General features: G+C 67.9%; 20 protein-coding genes. 8 read left to right on the top strand and 12 right to left on the bottom strand.

Features of this window, described 5'->3' with window-relative positions:
- The first annotated feature begins 47 nt into the window (after positions 1-47).
- From H162_RS0117240 to H162_RS0117225, 4 genes are read left to right on the top strand one after another with little or no spacing between them, the layout of a single operon-like run.
- Positions 48-1,628, top strand: coding sequence for a sugar ABC transporter ATP-binding protein (locus H162_RS0117240; protein WP_020654735.1), 1,581 nt, complete (start codon positions 48-50; stop codon positions 1,626-1,628).
- On the top strand, positions 1,625-2,635 hold the full coding sequence (locus H162_RS0117235) for an ABC transporter permease (protein WP_020654734.1): 1,011 nt from the start codon (positions 1,625-1,627) through the stop codon (positions 2,633-2,635). Before H162_RS0117240 ends, H162_RS0117235 begins: the two co-directional genes overlap by 4 nt.
- Positions 2,632-3,654: an ABC transporter permease gene (locus H162_RS0117230; protein ID WP_020654733.1), complete on the top strand. Its 1,023-nt coding sequence runs from the start codon at positions 2,632-2,634 to the stop codon at positions 3,652-3,654. Before H162_RS0117235 ends, H162_RS0117230 begins: the two co-directional genes overlap by 4 nt.
- Positions 3,655-3,658: 4 nt before the next feature.
- The gene (locus H162_RS0117225; protein WP_020654732.1) at positions 3,659-5,017 is read left to right on the top strand and encodes an FGGY-family carbohydrate kinase; all 1,359 of its coding nucleotides are present in this window, start codon (positions 3,659-3,661) and stop codon (positions 5,015-5,017) included.
- A gap of 75 nt (positions 5,018-5,092) precedes the next feature.
- On the opposite strand, the gene H162_RS0117220 is transcribed toward H162_RS0117225, so the two are convergent.
- The 10 genes from H162_RS0117220 to H162_RS0117175 form a co-directional block, all read right to left on the bottom strand.
- A complete protein-coding gene (locus H162_RS0117220; RefSeq protein WP_020654731.1) occupies positions 5,093-6,133 on the bottom strand; it encodes a LysR family transcriptional regulator in 1,041 nt (346 codons plus the stop codon).
- 287 nt (positions 6,134-6,420) lie between these two features.
- A complete protein-coding gene (locus H162_RS0117215; protein ID WP_020654730.1) occupies positions 6,421-7,302 on the bottom strand; it encodes an alpha/beta hydrolase in 882 nt (293 codons plus the stop codon).
- A 9-nt stretch (positions 7,303-7,311) separates the two neighbouring features.
- A complete protein-coding gene (locus H162_RS0117210; protein WP_040787632.1) occupies positions 7,312-8,571 on the bottom strand; it encodes an amidohydrolase family protein in 1,260 nt (419 codons plus the stop codon).
- Positions 8,572-8,696: 125 nt separating this feature from the next.
- Positions 8,697-10,049, bottom strand: coding sequence for a glycoside hydrolase family 1 protein (locus tag H162_RS0117205; protein ID WP_020654728.1), 1,353 nt, complete (start codon positions 10,047-10,049; stop codon positions 8,697-8,699).
- Between the two features lie 36 nt (positions 10,050-10,085).
- The gene (locus H162_RS0117200) at positions 10,086-11,666 is read right to left on the bottom strand and encodes a bifunctional 3-(3-hydroxy-phenyl)propionate/3-hydroxycinnamic acid hydroxylase (protein WP_020654727.1); all 1,581 of its coding nucleotides are present in this window, start codon (positions 11,664-11,666) and stop codon (positions 10,086-10,088) included.
- On the bottom strand, positions 11,663-12,535 hold the full coding sequence (locus H162_RS0117195; RefSeq protein ID WP_020654726.1) for a fumarylacetoacetate hydrolase family protein: 873 nt from the start codon (positions 12,533-12,535) through the stop codon (positions 11,663-11,665). The genes H162_RS0117200 and H162_RS0117195 overlap by 4 nt, the downstream gene beginning before the upstream one ends.
- A gap of 25 nt (positions 12,536-12,560) precedes the next feature.
- Positions 12,561-13,463: a VOC family protein gene (locus H162_RS0117190; protein ID WP_020654725.1), complete on the bottom strand. Its 903-nt coding sequence runs from the start codon at positions 13,461-13,463 to the stop codon at positions 12,561-12,563.
- A gap of 9 nt (positions 13,464-13,472) precedes the next feature.
- Positions 13,473-14,510 (bottom strand): amidohydrolase family protein, encoded by a 1,038-nt coding sequence (locus tag H162_RS0117185; RefSeq protein ID WP_020654724.1) that lies wholly within the window; start codon positions 14,508-14,510, stop codon positions 13,473-13,475.
- Positions 14,507-14,941, bottom strand: coding sequence for a GlcG/HbpS family heme-binding protein (locus H162_RS0117180; RefSeq protein ID WP_229452119.1), 435 nt, complete (start codon positions 14,939-14,941; stop codon positions 14,507-14,509). Before H162_RS0117180 ends, H162_RS0117185 begins: the two co-directional genes overlap by 4 nt.
- 21 nt (positions 14,942-14,962) lie before the next feature.
- Positions 14,963-16,126, bottom strand: a complete 1,164-nt coding sequence (locus H162_RS0117175; protein WP_020654722.1) for an MFS transporter — start codon at positions 16,124-16,126, stop codon at positions 14,963-14,965.
- A 274-nt stretch (positions 16,127-16,400) separates the two neighbouring features.
- On the opposite strand from H162_RS0117175, the gene H162_RS0117165 reads away from it, so the two are divergent.
- Positions 16,401-18,701 carry a TonB-dependent receptor gene (locus H162_RS0117165; protein ID WP_020654721.1) on the top strand — a complete coding sequence of 767 codons (2,301 nt, stop codon included), beginning with the start codon at positions 16,401-16,403 and terminating at the stop codon, positions 18,699-18,701.
- Positions 18,702-18,764: 63 nt separating this feature from the next.
- Here the strand turns inward: H162_RS0117165 and H162_RS0117160 are convergent, their stop codons facing one another.
- Positions 18,765-19,727, bottom strand: coding sequence for an extracellular catalytic domain type 1 short-chain-length polyhydroxyalkanoate depolymerase (locus H162_RS0117160; protein WP_020654720.1), 963 nt, complete (start codon positions 19,725-19,727; stop codon positions 18,765-18,767).
- A 314-nt stretch (positions 19,728-20,041) separates the two neighbouring features.
- The gene (locus tag H162_RS34130; RefSeq protein WP_020654719.1) at positions 20,042-20,215 is read right to left on the bottom strand and encodes a hypothetical protein; all 174 of its coding nucleotides are present in this window, start codon (positions 20,213-20,215) and stop codon (positions 20,042-20,044) included.
- Positions 20,216-20,484: 269 nt separating this feature from the next.
- On the opposite strand from H162_RS34130, the gene H162_RS0117150 reads away from it, so the two are divergent.
- From H162_RS0117150 to H162_RS31135, 3 genes are all read left to right on the top strand, one after another.
- Positions 20,485-21,441, top strand: a complete 957-nt coding sequence (locus H162_RS0117150; RefSeq protein WP_020654718.1) for an alpha/beta hydrolase — start codon at positions 20,485-20,487, stop codon at positions 21,439-21,441.
- Between the two features lie 178 nt (positions 21,442-21,619).
- The gene (locus H162_RS0117145) at positions 21,620-21,997 is read left to right on the top strand and encodes a hypothetical protein (protein WP_020654717.1); all 378 of its coding nucleotides are present in this window, start codon (positions 21,620-21,622) and stop codon (positions 21,995-21,997) included.
- A gap of 163 nt (positions 21,998-22,160) precedes the next feature.
- Positions 22,161-24,200 carry an alpha/beta hydrolase domain-containing protein gene (locus H162_RS31135; RefSeq protein WP_156885664.1) on the top strand — a complete coding sequence of 680 codons (2,040 nt, stop codon included), beginning with the start codon at positions 22,161-22,163 and terminating at the stop codon, positions 24,198-24,200.
- Positions 24,201-24,232: the final 32 nt, after the last annotated feature.

The following is a 24,232-nucleotide window of genomic DNA, read 5'->3' as shown; positions in this document are numbered from 1 at the left end:
CGGCCTGCGCGGCCGCTGTACGGTTCACAACCTGTTTGCATAACGATATGCCAGCCACTCTACGCTCCAGCCCTACCCTGCTTGACGCCGCGCCCACCAGCGGCGCGGGCGCGCCGGTACTGCAACTGTCCGGGATCAGCAAGCGCTTCAACGGCATCCATGCCCTGAACGGCGTGAACCTCACCATCCGGGCCGGCCAGGTCATGGCCCTGGTCGGCGAGAACGGCGCCGGCAAGTCCACCATGGTCAAGACGCTGACCGGCATCCATCGCCCGGACGAAGGCAGCATCCTGCTGGACGGCCAGCCGGTCGCCTTCGCCAGTCCCCAGGAGGCGATGGCCGCGGGGATCACCGCGGTGCACCAGGAAACCGTGATGTTCGACGAACTGACGGTGGCCGAGAACATCTACGTCGGCCGCCAGCCCACGCGCGCCATGGGCCGCATCGACTGGGCGCGCATCGAGTCCGATGCCGAAGCCCTGTTCGCGCGCCTCGAGGTGGCGCTGCCGGTGCGCGCGCGGGTCAAGGACCTGTCGGTGGCGCAGCGCCATTTCGTCGAGATCGCGCGCGCCCTGTCGCAGGAAGCGCGCGTGGTCATCATGGACGAACCCACCGCGGCCCTGTCGCAGCACGAGATCCGCGAGCTGTACCGCATCATCGCCCAGCTCAAGGCCAGCGGCACCGCCGTCATCTTCATCTCGCACAAGTTCGACGAAATCTTCGAGGTCGCCGACTGCTACACGGTGCTGCGCGACGGGCAGTTCGTGGCCGAAGGGGAGCTGGCGGACATCAGCGAGGCCGAACTGGTCGCGCTGATGGTCGGCCGCGCCGTGCACCAGGCCTATCCCAAGCTGGATGCCGAGATCGGCGCGCCGCTGCTCGAAGTCGAGAACCTGTGCCACCCGACCGAATTCGACGGCGTGTCGTTCACCTTGCGCCGTGGCGAGATCCTGGGCTTCTATGGCCTGGTCGGCGCCGGACGCTCGGAAGTGATGCAGGCCCTGTTCGGCATGACGCGCGACGTGCGCGGCAGCGTGCGCCTGGAGGGCAAGCCGGTCCACGTCGGCACGCCGGGCCAGGCGATCGCCCACGGCATCGCCTACGTGCCGGAAGACCGGCAGCATCACGGCGCCCACCTGACCATGCCCATCATCCATAACATCACCCTGCCCATCCTGTCGCGCATCGGCTTCTTCCTGCGCGGCGGGCGCCGTGCCGAGGAGACCAGGATCGCGCGCCACTTCGCGGAGCAGCTCGAACTGAAAGCCAGCCACCTGGCCCAGAACGTGGCCGAACTCTCGGGCGGCAACCAGCAGAAGGTGGTGCTCGGCAAGTGGCTCGCGACCGACCCGAAGATCATCATCCTGGACGAACCCACCAAGGGCATCGACATCGGTTCCAAGGCGGCGGTGCACCGCTTCATCAGCCAGCTCGTCACGCGCGGCCTGTCGGTGATCCTGGTGTCGTCCGAGCTGCCCGAAGTGCTGGGCATGGCCGACCGCATCGTGGTCATGCACCATGGCCGGGTGCAGCGCGTGTTCGAGCGCGCCGAAGCGACGCCGGAACGCGTGGTGGCGACCGCCTCCGGCATCGACCTCGACAACCAACAAGACGTGGAGACGGCATGAAGCTGCTCAAGCAACGCGAGGTTCTCCTCGCCCTCGTGATCGTGCTGCTGGTGGGCCTGGTCGGCCTGCGCGCGCCGGTCTTCCTGTCCGGCGCATCGCTGGGCAACCTGGTGACCGACAGCACCCTGCTGGTGATGCTGGCGCTGACCCAGATGCTGGTGATCGTCACGCGCGGCATCGACCTGTCGGTGGCGTCCAACCTGGCCTTGTCGGGCATGGTCGCGGCGATGCTGGGCGCGCGGCACCCCGAACTGCCGCTGCTCCTGATCGTGCTGGCCGCCACCTGCGTCGGCCTGGTCCTGGGCCTGGTCAACGGCTGGCTGATCGGACAGCTGGCGCTGCCGCCGATCGTGATCACGCTCGGCACCATGAGCGTCTACCGCGGCCTGGTGTTCGCGCTGTCCGGCGGCAAATGGGTCTCGGCCCACCACATGCCCCAGGATTTCATCGCCTTCCCGCTCGAGCGCCTGCTCGGTATTCCGCACCTGGTGTGGATCGCCGCCGCCACTGTCATCGGGATGTCGTTCCTGGCGCGCCACAGCCGTTTCGGCCGTGACCTGTACGCGATCGGCAATGCCCCCGCCTGCGCCGCCTACATCGGCATCCCGAGCGCGCGCCGGCTGCTGTGGACCTACGGCCTGTCCGGCGCCGTCGCCGGCCTGTGCGGCTACCTGTGGGTGGCGCGCTACGCGGTGGCCTATACCGAGATCGCCTACGGCTTCGAGTTCACCGTGATCGCCGCCTGCGTGATCGGGGGCGTGAGCATCAGCGGCGGCGTGGGTTCGGTCGGCGGCGCGATGCTGGGGGCGCTGTTCCTGACCGTGATCGGCAACGCGCTGCCGGTGCTGCAGGTGTCGCCGTTCTGGCAAAGCGCACTGACCGGCCTGGTGATCCTGGTCGCGGTCCTGATCAACGCCCGCGGCAACATGCACCGCAGCCGCCAGATCCTGCCGCTGCATCCTGCCGAACGCCAGTCCGGGCTCCCAGCCATGAGGAGCGCCGCATGAACCCGACCACTGCCATCCAGGGCGACACCATGTCCCAATCCCGCTACACCATCCTCGACCGCGAGACGCGCCGGCTGAAACACCTGTTCGGCCGCTGGGAAAGCCTGCTGGCGATCCTGTTCGTCGCGGTGTTCGTCTTCAACAGCGTCGCGATGCCCTACTTCCTCGACCTGGTCAACCTGCTGGACGGCACCGCCAACTTCAGCGAGAAGGCCCTGATCGCGCTGCCGATGGCCCTGCTCATCATCTGCCGCGAGATCGACATCTCGGTGGCCGGCATCCTCGCCCTGTCCTCGGTGGCGATGGGGCTGGCGATGAATGCCGGGATGCCGCCCGAGGCGCTGCCGCTGGTGGCACTGGCGACCGGCACCGCCTGCGGCTTCCTGAACGGCTTCCTGGTCACCCGCTTCGCGCTGCCGTCGATCGTCGTCACCATCGGCACCGTGTCGCTGTTCCGCGGCCTGGCCAGCGTGGTGCTGGGCGACAAGGCCTTTACCGGCTACCCGGCGCTGCTGGCCGACTGGGGCCAGGGTTATGTATTCGGCATCGTGCCGCGCAGCTTCGTGGTGCTGCTGGTGGCGGCAAGCCTGTTCGCCGTGCTGCTGCACACGACCTCCTGGGGACGCCGCATCTACGCCATCGGCAACAACCCGGACGCGGCCCGCTTCTCCGGCATCGCCGTCGACCGCTACCGCCTGGCGCTGTTCATGCTGACCGGCGCCGTCGCCGGCCTGGCCGCCTTCCTGCTGACCGGCCGGATCGGCAGCACCCGTCCGAACATCGCCAGCGGCTGGGAGCTGGAGATCATCACCATGGTGATCCTCGGCGGCGTCAGCATCGCGGGCGGGGCCGGCACCATCGGCGGCGTGCTGCTCGCGGTCTTCACCCTGGGGACCGTCACCTACGGCATGGCGCTGGCCAATATCCCGGGCATCTACATGACGATCGTGGTCGGCGTCCTGCTGCTGGCCACGATCGCCCTCCCGCGCCTGCTGCGTGCACGCGCCGCGCGCGGATAGGACAATGATGACTACCGACGCCCTGATCGTCCTCGATATCGGCAAGACCAATGCCAAGCTGGCCCTGGTCGACGCGAGCGGCCGCGTGCTGGCCGAACGCCGCCGCGCCAACGCCGTGCTCACCGACGGCCCCTACCCGCACCACGACACCGAAGGCCTGTGGGCATGGCTGCTGGCCGCTTGCCGCGAGTTCGCGCCGCTGGCCGCCATCTCGGCCATCGTCCCGGTCACCCACGGCGCCACCGCCGCGCTGGTCGACGACGACGGCCTGGTGCTGCCGGTGCTCGACTACGAGGCCGCGCTGCCCGGCGTCGACTATGCGGGCCTGCGTCCATCCTTCGGCGAGACCTGCTCGCCCGCCCTGCCGGCCGGCCTCAACCTGGGCCGGCAGCTGGCCTGGCTGGCGCAGCGCTTTCCCGAAGAGTTCGGACGCGCACGCCATCTCCTGATGTACCCGCAATACTGGGCCTGGCGCCTGTCGGGCTGCGCCGCCGGCGAAGCGACGTCGCTGGGCTGCCACACCGACTTGTGGAATGCGCGCGAACAGCGCTATTCGAGCCTTGTGGCGCGCACCGGATGGCAGGCGCTGATGCCGCCGCTGCTGCCGCCCCATGCCGCGCTGGGCGGGCTCCTGCCGGAAGTGGCGGCCGCCACCGGCCTGCCGGCTTCCTGCCAGGTGCTGTGCGGGATCCACGACAGCAATGCGTCGCTGATGCGCTACCTGGATCGGGACTCCGGGCCGCGCACCGTCCTGTCCACCGGCACCTGGGTGATCGCCGCCGCCCTGGGGGCGCCGCTCGATGCGCTGGACGAAGGCGCCGACATGCTGGCCAACACGAATGCGCTGGGCCAGCCGGTGGCCTGCATGCGCTTCATGGGCGGAAGGGAATTCGGCGAGCTGGCCGGGCTCCAGCCGCAGGCCTGCACGCCGGACGACCTGGCGCGCCTGATCGCCAAGGGAAGCATGGCCCTGCCCTGCTTCGCCGCCACCGGCGGGCCGTTCGCGGGGCGCAGCGGCGGCATGACCGGTCCGGCGCCGGCGGACGCGCGCGAACGCTACGCGCTGGCGACACTGTACTGCGTGCTGCTCACCGACTACTGCCTGGATGCGCTGGGGGCCAGCGGGCCGCTGGCGGTCGAAGGGAGTTTTACCGCCAATCCCTGGTTTGGCGCGCTGCTCGCCGCCTTGCGTCCGCAGCAGGCGGTCAGCTACTCGGACGACGCCAGCGGCACGGTGTGCGGGGGATGGATGCTGCGCTATCGGGATGCCGTGGCGCCCGGGAGCGGCAAGGCAGTCGCGGCCCTGGCATTGCCGGGCCTGGAAGCCTATCGGGATCGCTGGCGGGAGGAACTCAAGCCTTAGCGTCCCGCGCAAGTCCGGTATAGGGTGGGCGGGAAATCAGTCCACTGGACTGATTTTCTCCGCCCACCCTGCATGTCAGGCCTTGACGACAGCCTCGCCTGCGTCCTGCCGATTTCCCTTCGCAGCGCCACTCTTGCGCTCCCCCCCGCCATACGGCCCCGCCTTCAAGGACCCTGCACTCAGGGGCGCCATCGGCAACTGCTCGTTCGGCGGCAGGCCGCGCGCGATTTCCAGCATGATCCCGCGCAGCCAGATGTGGCAGGGATCGTTTTCCTGGTACCGGTGCCATTGCAGGCATTCCGCCATTACCGGCAACTGGTAGGGCAGCGGCAGGATCCGGATCGGCAGCCGGCGCGCGCAGGCCAGCGCCAGGCGCGTATGCATGGTCGCCACCAGGTCGGTGCCGACCAGGGCGGTGGCCATGCTGGTGAAATCGAAGGTCGTGACGCGGATCTTGCGCTTGACGTTCTGGGCCTGCAGCATGTGTTCTTCCACCGTCGGCGAGCGTGGACGGCCCAGCATCGGCGCGATGTGCACCATGCTTTCATAGGTGGCGGCATCGAGCGTATCGCCGACCTGGGTATTGCCTTCCCAGAGCACGGTGCAGTAATGGTCTTCGAACAGCAGCCGCTGCGGATGCTCGGGATCGAGGAAATTGCGCGGGATGATCAGGAAGTCGTTCTCCCCGCGCCGCAGCTTCTCGGCCGCGTCGTCGGACAGCGGCACCAGTTCCAGGGTCATGTTGGGCGCGTCGCGCAGGACCCGCGCCACCACCTTGTTGAGGAAGACCTCGATCGCGTAATCCGAGGCCATGATCTTCATGCAGCGCGTCTCGCGCGCAGGGTCGAAGCTGACGCGCATGCCGACCGTGGTGTGGATATGCAGGATCAGGTCGCGTACCGGCCCGACCAGTTGCTGGCCCAGCACCGTCAGTTCCATGTTGCGGCCGACCGAGGCCAGCAGGTCGTCCTCGAAGAACTCGCGCAGGCGCGCCAGCATTCCGCTCATTGCCGATTGGCTCACGCTGACGCGGGTCGCCGCGCGGGTGATGTTCTGTTCTTCCAGCAGCGCGTCGAGCGCCAGCAGCAGGTTCAGATCCAGCCTGTTGAATCGCATTGTTGTCTCCTACGTTGTATATGCTCGAAGCTTATTTCTTAACTGTATGTATTTTTGCTCCATCTGTCACGAAAAAAAGCCCGCGCCGCGCGCAAAGCGTGGTGCGGACCGGCAATCGCAGGAAAAACGCCAAGTACTCGAAGAGAAACAAATGTGAGTTTTGGCGAACAGGACCGGATACGGCGCAACACGGCGACCGCGCCGCAGTGCGGGCACTGCAAGCGGGAGCCAACGCAGCAACGCGCCGGTCATGGAAGCCGACAACACATTGATTGATGGGCGAGTACTCAGGCCAGCGGCTTGCGCACGAACGCGAGCATGAGTCCCGACAGCGCCTCGTCGCCGCTGTTGATCGAATAGACCTGGGTCAGGTGGTTGTGGCCGCGCACCACCGAGATCCGCGGCTGGAAGCCATGCCGGGTGACCAGGCGGGCGAACAGCTCCCCCGCCTGCGCCTGCATCTGGATCGGGTCGAGCTCCGCGTAGCTGAGCGCCAGCGGGAACGGGTCGGCATCGATCTGCGCCACGGTCGACATCGCGCGGTAAGCGGCGAAATCCGTGCCGAAATAGGCTTCGTTGCGCGGGTCGGGCGTCGCGATCCCGAGCTGGCTGCGCGCCAGCAGCTCCAGTTCGGCGTTGTACACGCCGGACGCCAGGAACACCCCGGCGAGCTTCAGGCCGCCGGGCGGATGGAAGCGCCGCATCAGCGTCGCGGCCGCGATGTGCGCGGCGCCGGCCGACTCCCCGACCAGCACGATGTGCTCCGGATTGCCGCCGTGCGCCGCCACGTTGTCGCGCGCCCAGGCCAGCACCGAGGACACGTCTTGCGCTCCGGCCGGCCAGCGATGGCGCGGGCCGAGACGGTAGTTCGGCAGCACCGCCAGCACCCCATGGCGCGAAAAATAGTCGCCCACGTGATAGCGGTCGCCCTTGTCGCCGCGGACGAAGCCGCCGCCATGCAGGAAGATCACGACCGGCGCCGGAGCGTCGGCGCCCAGCGGCAGGTAGAGGTCGAGCCGGTGGCGTTCGTCGTCGCCGTAGGCGATGTCGCGCACCACCGCGCCGCCGCGCGGCGCGTCCGCCAGCAGGGGCGCATACAGCGCCTTGGCCGCAGGCTGGTCGATCACCGGCCCGGCGGCCCGGATGGCCTGTTCGAGTTCTGGCGTCATCGCATCCCCTTACAGCTCGGCCAGCGCCGGATCCTTGTGGAAGCGGCCATCCTTCATGATGGCGCGCAGGCGCTTGCGGTCCTGCAGCACGGTGACGTCTTCCGCCGGGTCGCCGTCGACCAGCAGCAGGTCGGCCAGGAAGCCCGGCCGGATCTGCCCCAGCTTGTCGCCCATGCCCATCAGTTCGCCGCCCAGCAGGGTCGCCGCCGACAGCGCTTCCTCGGGGGTATAGCCGAAGTGCTGCACGAACAGCTCCAGGTCGCGCGCATTGCGGCCGTTCGGATTGAACGGGAAGCCGTAGTCCCCGCCCGGCAGGACCTTCAGGCCGCGCCGCCTCAGTTCCGGCACCAGTTTCTTCTGCAGTTCCAGCACCTCGGCGGCGCTGCGCTTCATGTGGCTCATGTCGAAGTGCGGCGGCGGCGCCGCGTCCAGGGTCGCCTGGATGATGCCGATCGCCGGGGCGATGTAGATCTCGTCGCGCTTGGCTTCGAGCATGTCGAGCGCTTCCTGGTCGGCATAGGTGCAATGGTAGAGCACGCGGAAGTTGGCGCGCAGCGCCATCTTGACCGCTTCCGACGCCTGCGCATGGCATGCCAGCCAGACGCCGGATTCGCGCGCCTGCTCGCCGGCCGCGCTGGCTTCTTCCTGGGTGTACAGCAACTGCTGCGAGGCGCCCGGCATCAGCGCATCCTCGCCCGACAGCAGGAACTTGACCGACTTGGCGCCGAGCGTGGCGCACTCGCGCACGAAGGCGCGCATCGCTTCCGGACCGCTGCCGCCGGCCACCTGGCCCGGATCGAGCTCCTCGCCTTCCTGCGGCGGCGAGCGTTCGATCGAGGAGGCGATCAGGCGCGGCCCCGGCATCCCGCCGCTGGTGATGAAACTGTTCAGCACCACTTCGACCGACTTGCTCAGGGCGCCCGCCGAATACGCGCTGGTGAAGCCATGGTCGAGCAGGATGCGGGCGTTGCGTGCGGTGGTCAGCACCAGGTCTTCGGGCGGCAGCGCCATGCCGGGCACGAAGCGCTCGACCGAGCTTGGCCACGAGAGGTGGGCATGGGCCTCGACCAGGCCCGGCATCAGGGTGGCGCCGCGGCCGTCGATCACGCGGTCGCCCGGCTGGGGCGCAATGCTGCCGCTGGCGACCTCGGTAATGCTGTTGCCTTCCACGCGCACGGCGCCGCAGCCCGGGCGCATCTGCGCTCCGTCGAAGATGCGTACGTTGTCAAAAATAATCCCGCCCACGTTGTTGTCTCCTGTTGTTTGCATCGAATGAAGGCTTCAGCTTAGCGGCGCCGCCACGGCAGCCAAAGCCTAATTTGGCGATACCTGCTATCGTCGGCGGACTTCCTGCAGCAGCAGGCGCGGCGCGATCCCGGCGCGTCCCATGGCGATCAGATCCCGTTGGCCCTGGCGATTTTCCCGAGCACCCAGGCGCTCGGCTTGATGGTGCGCTTCATCGTGCTGCGGTCGACGCTGATCAGGCCGAAGCGCGGCCCGTAGCCGAAGATCCACTCGAAGTTGTCCACCAGCGACCAGTGGATGTAGCCGCGCACGTCGATGCCGTCCTTCAGGCACTTCGCCACGCTTTGCACCGCGGTGCCGATGTAGGCCACGCGGCGGGTGTCGTCTTCGGTCGAGATGCCGTTCTCGGTCACGTAGATCGGCAGCTTCACGTTCTGCGCCGTGTAGCGGATGGTCGCCTCCAGCGCCTGCGGGTAGTACTCCATGTGGCCCGAGGTGATTTCGGCGCCCTTCGGCGGCGGTCGCACGCCTTCCGGTCCGATCAGTTCGCGCGTATAGGTCTGCACGCCGATGAAGTCGCCGTGTTGCGTGACCGCCTTGAACCAGGGCTCGTAGGCGATGGCGCGCTTGCGATCGCGCATCGCTTCCCCGCCGTCCACGGCCTGGTCGTCCGCGATCGCGATCGAGAGACCGACCGGCAGCTTCGGATGCACCGCCTTGATCGCCTTGTAGCCCAGTTCATGCCCCTGCAGCAGGCCGGCTTCGATTTTCGCGAAGTCGCCGAAGATCCATGCCGAGAATTTGCCGGTGCCGCTCAGCTGGCCCGCCTTTCCCAGCATCTCGCGCATACGCGGGTTGTCGGCCATCCCGGCCAGCGGACCCGGGATCCCGAACAGCAGGCGCGGCAGGTTCGGCTCATTGAAGGTGGTGGCAACGTCCATCAGATGGCCGAGGTGGCGCGCCACCTTGTCGCAGTAGCGCGCAAACAGCTGTGGCGCACCTTCCGCCTCCCAGCCGCCCCTGGCCGCGAACCAGCGCGGGTTGATGAAGTGGTTGAAGCTGACCGCGGTCTTGATCCCGCGCTTGCGGCAGGCTTGCAGGACGTCGCGGTAATGCTCCAGCGCGGCCACCGAGAACATGCCTTCCACCGGCTCGACGCGGGCCCATTCGATGGAAAAGCGGAAGGTGTTCAGGCCGACGGAGGCCAGCATGGCGATATCCTGGTCGAACAGGCGATAGTGGTCGACCGCGGAACCGGACGGCTCCTTGAACTCGGTGGGCTGGAGATTCTCGAGGAACCAGGCGTCGCTGTTGACGTTGTCGCCTTCGGCCTGGTGGCCCGCGATGGCCGCGCCCCACAGGAAGCCTTTCGGGAAGCCGCGGCCGGCCTTGGCCGCGGCGCTCACGGCGCCGGGGAGCAGCGCGGCGCCGGCCAGCGCCGTGCCCATGCCCAGCAGTTTGCGACGCCCGGAATTGGTGTGGTTCTCGTTCGATTGTGCCATGCTTGTCTCGTCTATTGTTATGTGAAGGGTTCCGCTTTACTTCAATCGGTGCAGCAGTTCGGCCACCATGTGCAGCAGCGCGTCGCCGCTGTCCGTCGCACCGTACACGTAGTGATCCGGACGCACGACCGCCGCGCAGCAGTGGTGGCGCTCGAACCAGGCCGCCAGCACGCCGTCCAGCTCACCGGCCTGCAGGTATTGCGGCGCGATCGAACACTCCCGTGCGCCCGGCGCGATGCAGACCAGCGCGCCAAGCGACAGCGCCAGCGGCAGCAGCCCGGGAGGGAGCTGGTCGGGACGCAGGGTCGTGACGATGCGCCAGCCGGCGCCGGTCAGCTGGTCGAGCAGGACCGGTCCCTCGGGACCGCTCACGCGCGGCTGCGGGAACAGCAGGCCGGCGCCGCTGCTGCGGTCCTCGTCCAGCAGGCCGCCGCTCAGCGGCGGGATGATGTCCTGGCGCGGCACCGTCCTGATCGTGCCGCCGGCGGCCGCGATCAGGCCGGCGTCGCGGCTCCTTGCGGCCGCCACGTCGCGTTCGCAGATGACGGCGCCGATCTCCTTGATGCGCGTGGTCAGCCGGCGCACATGTTCGCGGCGCTCCTCGGCATAGGTATCGAGCACCGCGTCGCGCGCCGCACCGGTGAGGACCGCGTGCAGCTTCCACGCCAGGTTGGCGACGTCGCGCACGCCCTGGCACATGCCCTGCCCCAGGAAGGGCGGCTGCTGGTGCGCGGCGTCGCCGGCGATGAACACCCGGCCCTTGCGCCAGTCGCGCGCCACCAGGGCGTGGAAGCGGTAGCTGGCCTGGCGCCACAGGCTCGCGTCCTCGGGGCCGATCCAGCGCCGCAGCACGCTCCAGGCGCCCTCCTCGGTCGCCATATACGCCGGATCCTCGCCGGGCAGCAGCGAGATCTCCCAGCGCCGGTGATTGCCCGGACCGATCACATAGGTGCAGGGACGCTCCGGTTCGCAGTACTGCACGCTGGTCCTGGGCAGCTTGGCCAGGCCCTGCTCGTTGACCTGGACGTCGACCACCAGCCACGGTTCGTCGAACTGCAGGTCCTCGAGCTCGATACCGACCGCCTCGCGCACCGAGCTCGAGGCGCCGTCGCAGCCGATCACGTAGCGCGCCTGCACGCTGGCCTGTCTGCCATCGGCGCCTTCGAAGCGCACGGCGACTTCCCTGTCGGTTTGCTCGAGGCCGGTGAAGCGCTGGCCCAGCACGACGTCGACCAGGGGATGCGCCTGCACGTGCTCGCGCAAGGCGCGTTCGACCGGCGGCTGGGTGAACACCATCGACGGCGTATGCCCGAGCGGGTATGGCGGTTCGACGGTGGCCAGGCGCTTGATCAGCTGGCCATCCACGCCATAGTATTCCGACGGCGTGAAGGGCTCGCAGAACGGCGCGACCGCATCCTGCAGGCCGAGGTTCTGGAACACCCGCATGATCTCGTGGTCGAGGGCGATCGCGCGCGGCTTGGGATAGACCTCGTCGCTGCGGTCCACCACCAGGGTGCGCACGCCCGCCTGCCCGAGCAGCGCGGCGGCCACCGCGCCCGACGGGCCGAAGCCGACCACCACCACGTCGTAGCTGGACTGGTCGCGCAGGCTGCTCATGGCTGGACTTCGCTAACGATCTTGTTGACCAGCAGGCCGACGCCTTCGATCTCGACTTCGATCGTGTCGCCATCCTTCATCCACACCGGCGGCACGCGCGACTGGCCCACGCCGGCCGGGGTGCCCATCGCGATCACGTCGCCCGGCTCCAGGGTCAGGCATTCGGACAGCAGCGCGATGGTCTCGGCCACGTCCCAGATCATGTCGGTCGTGTTGGCGTCCTGCATCACCTGGCCGTTCAGGCGCGACTGGATGCGCAGGCCGGCGCCGCCGGCCGGCAGCTCGTCGGCGCTGACCAGGGCCGGGCCGAAGGCGCCGGTACGGTCGAAGTTCTTGCCGATCGTCCATTGCGGGGTGCGCTTCTGGTAGTCGCGCACCGAGATGTCGTTGAAGACCGAATAGCCGAACACATAGTCCAGCGCATCCTCGCGCTTGACGTGGCGGGCGCGCTTGCCGATCACCACCGCCAGCTCGGCCTCGTAGTCGAAGCGTTCCGAGACCAGCGGCAGCGGCGACGCTTCGCCATGGCCCAGCAGCGAGGTGGTGGCGCGCAGGAAGAACCACGGATAGACCGGCTTCTCGCGGCCGCTCTCGGCGGCGTGGTCGTAGTAGTTCAGGCCCAGGCACACGGTCTTGCCGGGTTCCGGCACCACCGGGGCCAGCGCCAGGCCGTCCAGCGGCTGGCGCTCGTTCGGGCCGGCCAGTTCGATGGCGCGGCGCGCGGCGGCCAGCAGGTCGACGCCGGACAGCAGCGCGGCGCGGGCGTCAAACGGCACTTCCGGCACCAGGCGGTTCAGGTCGATCACGCTGTTCCCGTCGAGAACAGCCAGGCGGGCGGTGTTGCCATCACGGTAGCTTACGAATTTCAAGGTCTTCTCCTGTCAGTATTGCTTATTATTCAATGAAGCGGATTTTTTTCTGGGCCTGCTTGATCCGGTCCGAGGGCGGTTTCGACACGCCCCACTGGTCGAAGCGTCCCGCCGGCCAGGTCCAGTCGGACGGGCCGCCGGTCTTGTAGCTGTCGTCGACCTGCAGCACGTCGGCGGTGTACTCGATGACGAAATCGTCCGGGCCGATGAAGTACGAGAACACGTTGTTGCCCGGGCCGTGGCGGCCCACGCCCCACTCGATCGGCCAGCCGGCGTCGCTCATGCGACCGGCGCCGCGCATCACCGCATCGAGATCCGGCATCACGAAGGCGATGTGGTTCAGGGTGTCGGCATCGGAATCGGCCAGCGCGATGCTGTGGTGGTCGCTGTTGCAGCGCATGAAGGCCATGATCTTCGTGCGGTCCGACAGGCAGAAGCCGAGCGCCTGTTCGAAGAAGCGCTGGGCCACGGCCACGTCGGAACTGTTGAACACCACATGGGTGATGCGTTCGGGCGCGTCGCGGCGGCGGCTGTCGTCCGCGGCCGCGTCGAGGCGCTCATCGCCGTGCACGAAGCGCAGGACCCTGCCCTGCGGGTCGGCGATGGTGACGGCCGTGCCGCCGCCCGGCTCCTCGACCGGCTGCGGGCCGGCGACCAGTTTGCCGCCATTGGCCTGGGTGCGTGCGGCGATGGCGTCCAGGTCTTCGGCACTGGCGACGCTGAAGGTCACGTTGCGCACGTCCGGCTTGTCGCCCCGGTGCAGGGAGAGGATGTGATGGAAGCTTCCGGATCCGCGCAGGTAGACCGCGTCACCGGTGCGCGCCACGCTTTCCAGGTTCCAGGTGCCGGTATAGAAGCGTTCGGCGGCATCGAGGTCGGTGACGCCGATGGCGATGCTGCGCAGTTGGCCGGCTGGGGATGCTGGCATGGGAACTCCTTATGCGTTGAGGTCGAGCGCGAGGAAGCGCGCCGCGTTATGGGTGGTCAGTTGGGCGCGCACCGCCGGGTCGGCAATCGCGGTGGCGATGCTCTCGACCGGGCGCGCGTCGTGGAAGGCGAACGGGTAATCGGTGCCGATCATCAGCTGGCTGGCGCCGAAGCGCTCCACCAGCAGGTTCAGGGTGCCTGGGTCGAACACCAGGGTGTCGTAGTAGAGCTGGCGCGCCTGCTCGGACGGGCTGGCGGGCATGGCGTCATGCAGCTCGGGGAACACCTTGCGCGCCTGTTCCAGCCGCGGCAGCAGCATGGCCAGGGTGCCGCCGCCGTGGCTGAACGCGATCCGCAGCTTCGGGTGGCGCGCCATCAGGTTCGCCGTGAGCACCGAGGCGGCGGCCAGGCCGACGTCGGTCGGATAGGCCAGCGCCGGCAGCAGCTTGGCCGGGCCGACCAGGCGCTCCGTGCCGGCCGGCTTGAGCGCGTGCACGAACACGGCGACTCCCTTCTCTTCGCAGGCTGCGAAGAAGGGCGCGAACTCGGGCGCGCCGGGCGGCTTGCCGTTGACGTTGCTGCCGATTTCGATGGCGCGAAAGCCCAGCTTGTCGACGATGTAATCCAGTTCCGCCAGCGCCAGGTCGATATCCTGCAGCGGCACCGCGCCCATGCCGACCAGGCGCCCACCCGACAGCGCGGCCATCTGCGCGATCTGTTCGTTCACATAGCGCAGCAACTGGGCCGCCGCGCCAGGGGCCATCCAGTAGGACAGCAGTTCCGGCATCGGCGAGATCGCCTGGTGCGACAGGCCCATCGGCTCCATGTCCTCGATGCGGCGGCTGGCGTCCCAGGTGCGATCGGACACGGTGCGGTACACCTTCCCGGACACCATGACATGGCGGTGGCAGGCGTGCGCCGGCACCATCGAGGGCCAGTCGGCGGGAATGGCGTTGCCGAGGTAGCGCGGGAAATCGTGCGGGATCACGTGCGCGTGCACGTCGATGCCGCAGGCGCAACCGGGCGCGTGAGGGTAGCCGCCGCTCATGCCGCGCTCAATCCGATGGCGGCGACGCCGGCGATGCAGATCGCTTCGTCCTCGTCGCCGCTGCCGCCGCTGGCGCCGACCGCACCGATCACCACGCCGTCGGCGCGCTTGATCACCACCGCGCCGGTCTGGGGAATGAACCTGCCGTTGTTGTTGGCCGACAACGCATTGAAGAAGGCGGGATTGCCCTGCGCCCGCCCGTGCAGCACGCGGCTGGACACGCCCATGCCGGCGGCGGCCCAGGCCTTGCCCAGCGCGATATCGACGCGCAGCATGCTGGCCCCGTCTTCGCGCTGCAGCGCCACCGGGTGGCCGGCGGCATCCAGCACCACCACCGCCACCGGCTGCATGGCCGCCGTGCGCGCCGCCGCCAGGGCGACAGTCAGGATCCGGTTGGCCTGCTCGAGGTTCAATCCCATGCTATCACTCATTGTCTGCTCCACATTCATCGATTAAATTGTCGGTACCGCTGCCACGCGCCCGGTGCGGCGCGCCACCAGTGAAAAGAACAGGGTGGCGGCAACGCCCACCACCGCCGCCAGCACGGCCAGGCCATCGAAACCTGCGCGCATCGCCACGGCGCCCGCCAGCGCCGGACCGATCGCCGAGCCGGTCATCATCATGGCCGGGGTCGAGGCCAGTGCGCGGCCGCTCGGATCGAGCCGGGCGATCAGGCCGAACAGGAAGGTGTGCATGAAGATCAGGACCGCCGAATACACGCTCGCCGCCAGGGCGTACTGGGTAAAGGAAGCCGACTGCGTGATCGTGACCGCCAATGCGGCCTGCAGCGGCGCCGCCACCAGCGCGACGCGCACCGGGTTCAACCGATTCTGGAGCAGGCCCGCGATCGCGGCCGGCAGCAGGTTGACCAGGCCGCACACCACCAGCAGCCCATTGACCTGCTCCTGGCTGAAACCGCGCATGATGCCGACCCGGTCCAGCATGCTGTAGGTCAGCGCCTGGTTGAGGGCCATGCTGCTCACGCCGAAGATCGCCCACCATGCGGCGCGCGGCAGCGGACCGCTTCCTCCCGCCTGCTCGGCGCGGCTGGCGACCCGGGGGAAGCCCAGCGCGGCCACGGCGGCCAGCGCCATCAGGCCGGCGAACACCTTGAACAGGATGCTGCCGCCGTGAAGGGCGATCGCCGGCGGCACCGTCGCATAGAACAGCACCGCGCTGACCCCGAGCGCGGTGCCGACGATGGCGAACAGCTTGTGCGGATTGGCGCTGCGGCCGATGGTGCCGTGGGTGACCGACAGCGCCATGCCGGCGGCGGCGCCGGCCAGCAGGTGCAGCGGGACCAGGACGCCGAAACCGGTGGCCTGGGAGGCGCCGAAGAATGCCAGCGCGGCGACGCCGTATCCGGCGACCACGCAGGCGGTGCGCGGCAGGCGGTTGAACAGCGGCGCGGCGACGAGGCTGGCCGCGACCGCGCCGGCCAGGAAGGCGGTGACGATCATGACGGCATGTTCGAGGTCGAAGCCGTAATGCTTCACCAGGGCGCCGACCCAGACCGGCAGGGCCACCAGGTCGACCATGCCGACGAAGTGGCACAGCATCAGGATGGCGCGTCCGCGCCCGCTGTCCGGGGCGCAGCCCGGGGGATTGGTTTGCATGGCTGTCTCCATTGTCGTTGTGCGGCAACGATAGCAGCGCGGGAGCGAACCCGGACGCCTGAGTTGCGATACGACGTATCAGCGTTCCCGATTACTGCGTCCGGGCTTTCCTATCTCCCGACATTTGATGATAGGTGGTATCACGCATTACAACTTCAGAACCGAAGAGAACCGGTCCTATACTCGGTTCACATCCTGGATCGCGGAGGTCCAGGGTTCAAGGAAGCACAAGACAGAAGCCGGCCGACCGGCCCGGTAAATAACAGGAGACAAGATGTCCTTTACGCGTTCCCCTTCAGCGCTCGGTTCGCTGACCATCCTGAGCATGAGCCTCGCCGCGATCTGGAGCCCGGCCCAGGCGCAAAGCGCCGCCGACGCCGCGCCGGCGCCGGACAGGAAGGCCGATACGGCGATCGAGACCGTGGTCGTGACCGCACAGAAGCGCAGCCAGAACATCAAGGAAGTGCCGGTCGCGATCACCGTCGTGAACGCGGCCCAGCTGGCCAACGCCGGCGTGAAAGACATCGGCGACCTGTCCCGCACCGCCGCCTCGCTCGAATTCGGCGACCAGCAGGCCGGCGGCGCCGGCGGCAGCGCGTCGATCCGCGGCATCGGCACGGCCGTGTTCACGATTTCGGCCGAAAGCTCGGTGGGCGTCGTGGTCGACGGCGTGCCGCAGGGCGCGACGGCCAGCGGCCTGATGCTGGACCTGGCGCGGGTCGAGGTGCTGCGCGGTCCGCAAGGCACCCTGTTCGGCAAGAACGCCTCGGCCGGCGTGCTGAACATGTCGACCCAGGCGCCGATGATCGGCGAGTCCGGCGGCAACGTGCAGCTCGAGCTCAAGGGTTCGCATGGCACCGCCGTGCGCGCCACGGCCAACCTGCCGATCAACGATATCTCGGCCCTGCGCGTTTCCGGCCTCGCCGAGCGCAACAAGGGCGTCTACGAGAACGTCTTCAAGGACGAGGACAGCGTCACCGACAACGGCGGCCTGCGCGTGCGCTACCTGCTCAAGCCGAACAGCGATGTCAGCGTCAACCTGATCGCCGAAGCGTCCAATTCCAAGAGCGAGCACGCGACATTCTTTGCACCGATGGTCGCGAATGCCGTCAACACCGCCGGCAACCACCGCCCGCTGGCCGAATTCGCGGCCTGCGGCGTGACCGTCTCCCCGACCAACAACCAGGTCTGCTCGGATGCCGCCGAACTCACGCGCAGCAAGGTGCGCGGCGTGTCCGGCCAGCTCGACTGGACGCTGGGCGGCGGCAACACCCTGACCTCGATCACCGCCTACCGCACGCGCAAGGTCGGCCCGAACGACGTCGCCATCGACATGTCGCTCGGCTACGACAAGATCCGCAATGTAACCCCGTACCAGGATTCCAGGCAGGTCTCGCAGGAGCTGCGCATCGCTTCGCCGACCGGACAGCGTTTCGAGTACGTGGCCGGCCTGTTCTACGCCGATTCGTCGAACGACAAGCGCACCATCACCACTATCCTGCCGAACCCGGTCCTGCCGTCGCCGCCGGTGCCGCGCTCGATCGTGACCGGCACCACCGAAAACGCCGACCTGACCACCAAGGCGCTGTTCGGCCAGGCCACCTTCCGCCTGACCGATGCGACCAGCATGATCGCGGGCCTGCGGTATACACGCGATACCGTCTCCAGCGATTACGACCAGTCCAGCCGGGTGAGCTTCGCAGGCTTCGCACTGCCGCCGACCGTCAAGACGGCAAGCGGCAACGCCCGCGAGACCAATGTCTCCGGCAAGCTCGGCCTGCAGCACGTGATCTCGAAGACTGCGAACATCTATGCCACGGTCAGCCGCGGCTACAAGGGGCCGCAGATCGACAACGAATCGGCCGTCGGCGCCACGGCGGGCAATTACAGCGGCAACCTGGTCAAGCCCGAACTGCCGACCAGCGTCGAAGTGGGCACCAAGCTGACCCTGCTCGATCGCAGGCTCGACGTCGACCTGGCCGCTTTCCATACGCGGATCAAGGACTTCCAGGAACAGAACTGCACCCTGACCGCGGTCGGCGCACTGAGCTGCGTGCCGCTGAACGTGCCGAAGGTGATCACCAAGGGCTTCGAGGCCGACATCCGTGCCCGTCCGCTGCCGCAGCTGCAGCTGGGCATGAGCGTGGCCGTGATCCTGGATACCGAGTACCCGGAAGGCTTCACCTTCGACAACAACAACGTCGGCGGCGAGCGCCTGCTGTATTCGCCGAAGAGCAAGGCGACGCTCTCGGGCGACTACAGCTGGGACCTGCCGGGCGACTACGAACTCAAGCTCGGCGGCGATATCGTGTACAAGAGCCGCGTGCGCCTGTGCAATTCGCTCGACCCGAATTGCGGCTTCGGCGGCCACAATGTCTCCTCGCTGCGCCTGACCCTGCGTTCGCCCGACAGCAAATGGAGCGCCCAGCTGTATGCGCGCAACCTGAGCGACAAGCGGGTGCCGAACGCCATCATCTACCCGCTGCCGGGCAAGGGCGCCGGCTCGGGCTTCGCCTACAGCCTGGGCGAGAACTCCTTCCGCCGCGTCGGCATGACCCTCGACTACAGCTTCTGAGGCTCGCGCCATCCTGACCCGAAGGGCCGCAGAGCGGCCCTTCGGCGCTTCCGGCGCGGCGGGTCAGGTCGCGCCGATGAAGAAGCGCAGCATTTCCTTGCTGGCGTCAGGGCCATGCGCATCGGTGTACGTGCCGCGCCGGCTGCCGCCCGACCAGGCATGGCCGGCGCCGTGGACTGTCCAGTGTTCGGCGAGGACCTCCCCTGCCTGCCCGCGATGGACGCTGCGGGTGAAGGCGCGCGTGGCGGCGCCGGCGTCTTCCGTCAGCACCTCGGCGTCGTCGTCGGTCACGCGTGCCGAGGACGCCTCGATCGATTGCCGGACCACGCCCATGCTGTTACTCAGATGGACCGTGTCGTCCATGTCGCCATGGAACACGATCACCGGCACATCGATCGTCGAGTCGGTGTCCACCAAGGGGCACACGTCGGCGCCATGACGCATGGCCTGCATCGCGCCAAAGCTGTCCGTGGCGCTGCCATGCGCCAGGCCCGAGTGACAGCCGACCGCGGTATAGAGGTCCGGGTAGGTCCGTCCGAGGATGACCGCCATCGAGCCACCCGCCGACAGCCCGGCGATCCCGACCCGCGTCCGGTCGACCGCATAGTCGGCAATGATCTTTTGCGTGATCCCGGCAATCAGGGCCGGCTCTCCCTGGTCGCGTTCATGATGCGCCTTCTCGAACCAGTTCCAGCACCCTTGCCAGTTGGCGCCGCGCGACTGCTCGGGGTAGACGACCAGGCACCCGAATTGTTCCGCGAGTTCGTTCATTCCGGTGCCGAGCGCGAAATCGTCGGCGTTCTGGCCGCAGCCGTGCAGCATGACCACGAGCGGCAGCGGCGTTCCGTCGTAAGTGCTTGGTACAAACAGCTTGTAGTGCAGTGAGCCGGCGTCGCTCTCGAACAGGCCACTGGTAAATTGGCCGGCCCCGCGCTCCGACGCGGGCAGGCTTCCGGGCAGCAGGGGCGCAGCGCCGAAACCGCCAAAGGCCAGTGAGGTCCAAGTGTCTAACATTGTATGCAGCATCTTCGACTCCTAAGTAATGTCAATGAAGTCTCCAGGTTTTTGGCTATTATGCCAAAATGCTGCACTGCACAATGTCGGGGGTTCGCGCGCCTTCATGTAGGACGGTGCGCATGGTAAATTCGCCACGGGGAGTTTGACGGAGGAATACCAGGACGGGTGTCACCTCCCCGCATCCAGGATCGTGGGAAGCCCTGCGCGGGAGGGACCGGCGCGCGTAGTCGCGCCGCCAGGCAACGGCGAACACGGTCCACCGATGGCGATCGGTGGACCTTCAGGACGTTCGTGGCGTCCTTACAACAGACTCATTCCGGCACTCAGTTGGGGAATGCCTGCTGGAAGCGACTCATGTCGACGGTGGGAGGATAGCCGCCGGTCGCCTGGGCCAGCGGGCCGGCCTGGCCGGGATGGGATTCGGCGAGGATGCTGCCGGCGCCGGCTGCCGCCAGCAGCAGGATGCAGGTGCCAACGAGGTATTTGACGATAGCCATGTCTGTCTCCAAGAACGTGTAATTTTTTTGCTTATGTTGTCTGCATTTACACAAGAGTCAGGGTAGTCCGCACCCCAGCCGGAGAACAGTGGTTTTTCCCGATACCAGCTATCGGAAAATCCGAGGCATCGGGGATGCATGCCGGCAGCCGCCGCGAATCAGCGGGATGGAGGCGGCTGGCGATACCTGCTATCGCGATTTAGGCGTGCCGCCGCCCTCCGGATGTCCTTATGCTTGTTTGGAAATAATCCAACAACAGGAGACATCCCATGCAGGCACGCAGCACCATCGCCGTCTTCGCCGGCGCCTTGATGATCGGCGGATCGGCCTTCGCCCAGGACGCCGGCCAGGCCAGGCCGATGACGATGCAGGACATGACCGCCTACCTGGCCGCGAATCCGCCCAAGCCGATCAGCCCTGCCCCCGAGACCTCGATCCGGCTGCGCGATGGCGGATCGGCGGACAGCGAGGTCTGGGTCAACATGTTCGGCCACCGTGTGGTGCGCAATGTCACCCAGGCGGCCCTCTATCCGGTCAGGCCGGCCGCCGGCAAGGCAAACGGCGCCGCCGTCGTCATTGCGCCCGGCGGCGCCTTCCTCAGCCTGGCGTTCGACACCGAAGGCATGCTGGTGGCGAAGTACCTGGCCGCACAGGGCGTGACCAGTTTCGTCCTGACCTACCGGCTCGACCCCACCCCCGGGGACAACGCGGAATTCCTGAAAGTCGTGGGCGCGCGCATGCGCAAGGGGAATCCGCGCAGGACCCATATCGATCCCACCGAGAGCAAGGCGATCCTGCTGGCGCAGGAAGACGGCCTGGCCGCGATCCGCTGGGTGCGCGCGCATGCCGGCGACTATGGCATCGATCCCGCCCGCATCGGCATCATGGGCTTCTCGGCGGGCGGCATGACGGCCATGAATGTGGCGACCGCCTACGATGCGGCCAGCCGTCCTGATTTCGTCGGCGTGATCTACGGCGCCTCGCCCGCCCGCGCGGTGCCGAAGGACGCGCCCCCGGTGTTCGTCGCCGTGGCCGCCGACGACGGCGTGCTGGCCCACGCGAGCGTGCCCATCTTCGAAGACTGGCGCGCAGCCGGCAAATCGGCCGAACTGCACGTCTACGCGGCGGGAGAACACGGCTTCAGCATGCGCAAGGTGGGAACCAGCGCCGATCACTGGGGCGAGCACTTTGTGCAGTGGATGAAAGCCCGGCGACTCATGCACTAGCCTGCGTGGTCGTCGAGGCAGCATCGCAACAGGGTTGCCGATGCCCTGTGCGGCCTCGCGCCGATTCCGCTCCAATGCGCCGTCGGCAAGCCATCGCGAATTCGGTTACCCTGCTAGCGCCGCCCCGGAAAAATCACGCAGCGCGGCAAAGGACGAGGACATGGGACCGGATACGAGAATGCAGCTCGATGAATTGATGGAACTGGCGCTGGCATCGGCGGCAGTCACGCAGGAATGCGCGTGCGCGATCGGCTCGTACCTGGAATGGTCGCGTGTTCCGGTGTCGTTTCCCGAACAGCAGATGAAGGTGATCGGTACCCTGATGGACGATCCCTATGCGGAGCCCACCTTCGCCGAATTTCATCCGGCTGGAACGCATTACTGGTCGGCGGACGCGCCGATCGCCCTGCGCCACTACCCCGCCAACCGTTGTACGGTCTCGCAGTGCACGGTATGCGGACGCTGCTGCCTCAGGTATGTCGAGGCCGGCGGCTATTATGTCGAAGCGCGGATACGGGCGCTCGACCCGCGGCTGATCGTCGACCCACCCGCATAAGGCGCGCCCACGCAGGTATCCGCTTCGACGATGCCTGGTATCACAAGATACGAGTATTCGCCGGCTCCCCCGCTCCTTATATTCCTGAGGGGCGCAAATAACGGCAACGTGAGTGATGGCCGTGCGCACCGTTCCTGTCACGCGCACTGCCGGAGCCACCACGATGTCGATATCCACCGCTTTCCGCCTGCTGTTTGCCGGCGCACTGATGGCCTCCGGCTGGAGCCAGGCCCACGTCACCCGCTTTGTCATCGAAAGCCGCACGCCGATACCGTCCGCCGGCAAGGGCCCGGCCTACGAACTGCTGCGCGGCCACTTCGTCGGCGAAGTCGATCCGGACGCCGCGCACAATGCGCTCATCACCGACCTGGCGCTGGCGCCGCGCAATGCGCGCGGTCGCGTCGAGTACAGCGCCACCTTTGCCATCGCCAAGCCGGTGTCCTTGCAGGACGCAAGCGGCGTCCTGGTGTACGACGTACCCAACCGGGGACGTGGCGAGGTCGCCGCGGACGCCGACGGCCATGTCCAGGTCATCAGTGGCTGGCAAGGCGACCTGGAACCCGCGCCGGGCCGCCAGAGCGCCGCCGTCCCGGTTGCACGGCAACGCAACGGCAAGCCGGTCACCGGGCCGGCGCTGGCGCGCTTCGTCGATATGCCGGCCGGCGCGACGACCCTGCCGCTGGTGGCGGGCCTGATGGGCCAGAACAGGCGTCCTCTCCCGGTGTCGATGTCGACCGCCAGGGCGCGCCTGTTCTACCAGACGCGCGACAGCGATCGGCGCACGACGCTGCCTTCCGGCGACTGGGCCTTTGCCGATTGCGCCATCCGGCCCTTTCCCGGCACGCCGGACCCGACCAGAATCTGCCTGCGCAAGGGCTTCGATCCCGCCAGGGCCTATACCCTGGTCTACGAGGGCAAGGATCCGCTGGTGCTCGGCCTGGGCTTCGCCGCCACGCGCGACCTGAACGCCTTCCTGCGTCACGCGCCGGCGGACGATGCGCAGGCAGCCAACCCGCTGGCCGGATCCATCCGCGCCACGATCGCCACCGGCACCTCGCAATCGGGTAACTTCCTGCGCAGCTTTCTCCATCTAGGTTTCAACGCCGATGAACAGGGCAGGATCGTGTTCGACGGTATCAATCCGCATATCGCCGGACGCCACGTCCCCTTGAACATGCGCTTCGGCGTGCCGGGCGGCGCGTCGAACGAGTATGAAGCCGGCAGCGAAGGGCCCTTATGGTGGGCTCCTTACGATGACCGGGTGCGGGGCCGCGGCAAGGCCAGCCTGCTCGACCGCTGCCTGGCCGGCGGCACCTGCCCGAAGATCGTCGAAACCTTCGGATCGGCCGAGTTCTGGGGCCTGCGCATGTCGCCCAACCTGGTGGGCACGGCCGCCGGGGAGGATATCGCCTTGCCTGCCAATGTGCGGCGCTACTACTTCCCGAGCGTGACGCACGGCGGATCCTGGGTAGGCGGCTTCCCCACTGAACCCGAAAAGGCCTATCCGGGGCAGCCCGCGTGCACGATGCAGGGCAATCCGAATCCCTCGCGCGAAACCCTGCGGGCGCTGCGCGATGCCCTCGTGCAGTGGGTCGTGGCCGGCGCCGAACCTCCGCCCAGCCGCTACCCTACCCTGGCAGGCGGCGAGCTGGTGGCGCCGACGGCGCAGGCCATGGGCTGGCCCGCGATTCCAGGTTCGCCGGCGCCGGACGGCAAGATCAACACCTTCGTCGACTACGATTTCGGCAGGTCCTTCCGGTACCGGGATGTGAGCGGGGTCGCCGCGCAACCGCCCGTGCTGCGGCGCGTGATGCCGTCGCTGGTCCCGCGCGTGAACGAGGACGGCAACGAAACGGCCGGGCTGCCCTCGGTACAGTTGCAAGTCCCGCTGGGCACCTACACCGGGTGGAACGAAGACGCCGAGGGCTACGACCGCGGACGTGGATGCGGCTTTGCCGGCGGCTTCATTCCGTTCGCCCGCACGCGCGCCGAGCGCATCGCGCGCAACGATCCGCGGCTGTCGCTGGAAGAGCGCTACGGCACGCATGAAGGCTTCGTCGAGCGCGTGCGGCAGGCGGTGGCCGCGCAGGGCGCCGCCGGCCTCCTGCGTGACGACGACGCGGCCAGGCTGCTCGCCCAGGCCCGGGCCAGCGAGGTGCTGGCGGAGCCTGGCGGCAGGAAGGGCCAGCCGGACGCGCACTGATAGCAGGTATCTCCAAAAAAGCGTATGGATGC

This window comes from Massilia niastensis DSM 21313, from assembly GCF_000382345.1.
Lineage (GTDB): Bacteria > Pseudomonadota > Gammaproteobacteria > Burkholderiales > Burkholderiaceae_D > Telluria > Telluria niastensis.
The sequence above is the reverse complement of the archived record's forward strand: the minus strand, read 5'-3'. Positions and strand labels throughout refer to the sequence as shown.

What these genes read in the sequence shown, in the direction of transcription:
- H162_RS0117240 (WP_020654735.1), top strand. Translation starts at nt 48, where the DNA reads ATGCCAGCCACTCTACGCTCCAGCCCTACCCTGCTTGACGCCGCGCCC.
- H162_RS0117235 (WP_020654734.1), top strand. Translation starts at nt 1,625, where the DNA reads ATGAAGCTGCTCAAGCAACGCGAGGTTCTCCTCGCCCTCGTGATCGTG.
- H162_RS0117230 (WP_020654733.1), top strand. Translation starts at nt 2,632, where the DNA reads ATGAACCCGACCACTGCCATCCAGGGCGACACCATGTCCCAATCCCGC.
- H162_RS0117225 (WP_020654732.1), top strand. Translation starts at nt 3,659, where the DNA reads ATGATGACTACCGACGCCCTGATCGTCCTCGATATCGGCAAGACCAAT.
- H162_RS0117220 (WP_020654731.1), bottom strand. Translation starts at nt 6,133, where the DNA reads ATGCGATTCAACAGGCTGGATCTGAACCTGCTGCTGGCGCTCGACGCG.
- H162_RS0117215 (WP_020654730.1), bottom strand. Translation starts at nt 7,302, where the DNA reads ATGACGCCAGAACTCGAACAGGCCATCCGGGCCGCCGGGCCGGTGATC.
- H162_RS0117210 (WP_040787632.1), bottom strand. Translation starts at nt 8,571, where the DNA reads ATGCAAACAACAGGAGACAACAACGTGGGCGGGATTATTTTTGACAAC.
- H162_RS0117205 (WP_020654728.1), bottom strand. Translation starts at nt 10,049, where the DNA reads ATGGCACAATCGAACGAGAACCACACCAATTCCGGGCGTCGCAAACTG.
- H162_RS0117200 (WP_020654727.1), bottom strand. Translation starts at nt 11,666, where the DNA reads ATGAGCAGCCTGCGCGACCAGTCCAGCTACGACGTGGTGGTGGTCGGC.
- H162_RS0117190 (WP_020654725.1), bottom strand. Translation starts at nt 13,463, where the DNA reads ATGCCAGCATCCCCAGCCGGCCAACTGCGCAGCATCGCCATCGGCGTC.
- H162_RS0117185 (WP_020654724.1), bottom strand. Translation starts at nt 14,510, where the DNA reads ATGAGCGGCGGCTACCCTCACGCGCCCGGTTGCGCCTGCGGCATCGAC.
- H162_RS0117180 (WP_229452119.1), bottom strand. Translation starts at nt 14,941, where the DNA reads ATGAGTGATAGCATGGGATTGAACCTCGAGCAGGCCAACCGGATCCTG.
- H162_RS0117175 (WP_020654722.1), bottom strand. Translation starts at nt 16,126, where the DNA reads ATGCAAACCAATCCCCCGGGCTGCGCCCCGGACAGCGGGCGCGGACGC.
- H162_RS0117165 (WP_020654721.1), top strand. Translation starts at nt 16,401, where the DNA reads ATGTCCTTTACGCGTTCCCCTTCAGCGCTCGGTTCGCTGACCATCCTG.
- H162_RS0117160 (WP_020654720.1), bottom strand. Translation starts at nt 19,727, where the DNA reads ATGCTGCATACAATGTTAGACACTTGGACCTCACTGGCCTTTGGCGGT.
- H162_RS34130 (WP_020654719.1), bottom strand. Translation starts at nt 20,215, where the DNA reads ATGGCTATCGTCAAATACCTCGTTGGCACCTGCATCCTGCTGCTGGCG.
- H162_RS0117150 (WP_020654718.1), top strand. Translation starts at nt 20,485, where the DNA reads ATGCAGGCACGCAGCACCATCGCCGTCTTCGCCGGCGCCTTGATGATC.
- H162_RS0117145 (WP_020654717.1), top strand. Translation starts at nt 21,620, where the DNA reads ATGCAGCTCGATGAATTGATGGAACTGGCGCTGGCATCGGCGGCAGTC.
- H162_RS31135 (WP_156885664.1), top strand. Translation starts at nt 22,161, where the DNA reads ATGTCGATATCCACCGCTTTCCGCCTGCTGTTTGCCGGCGCACTGATG.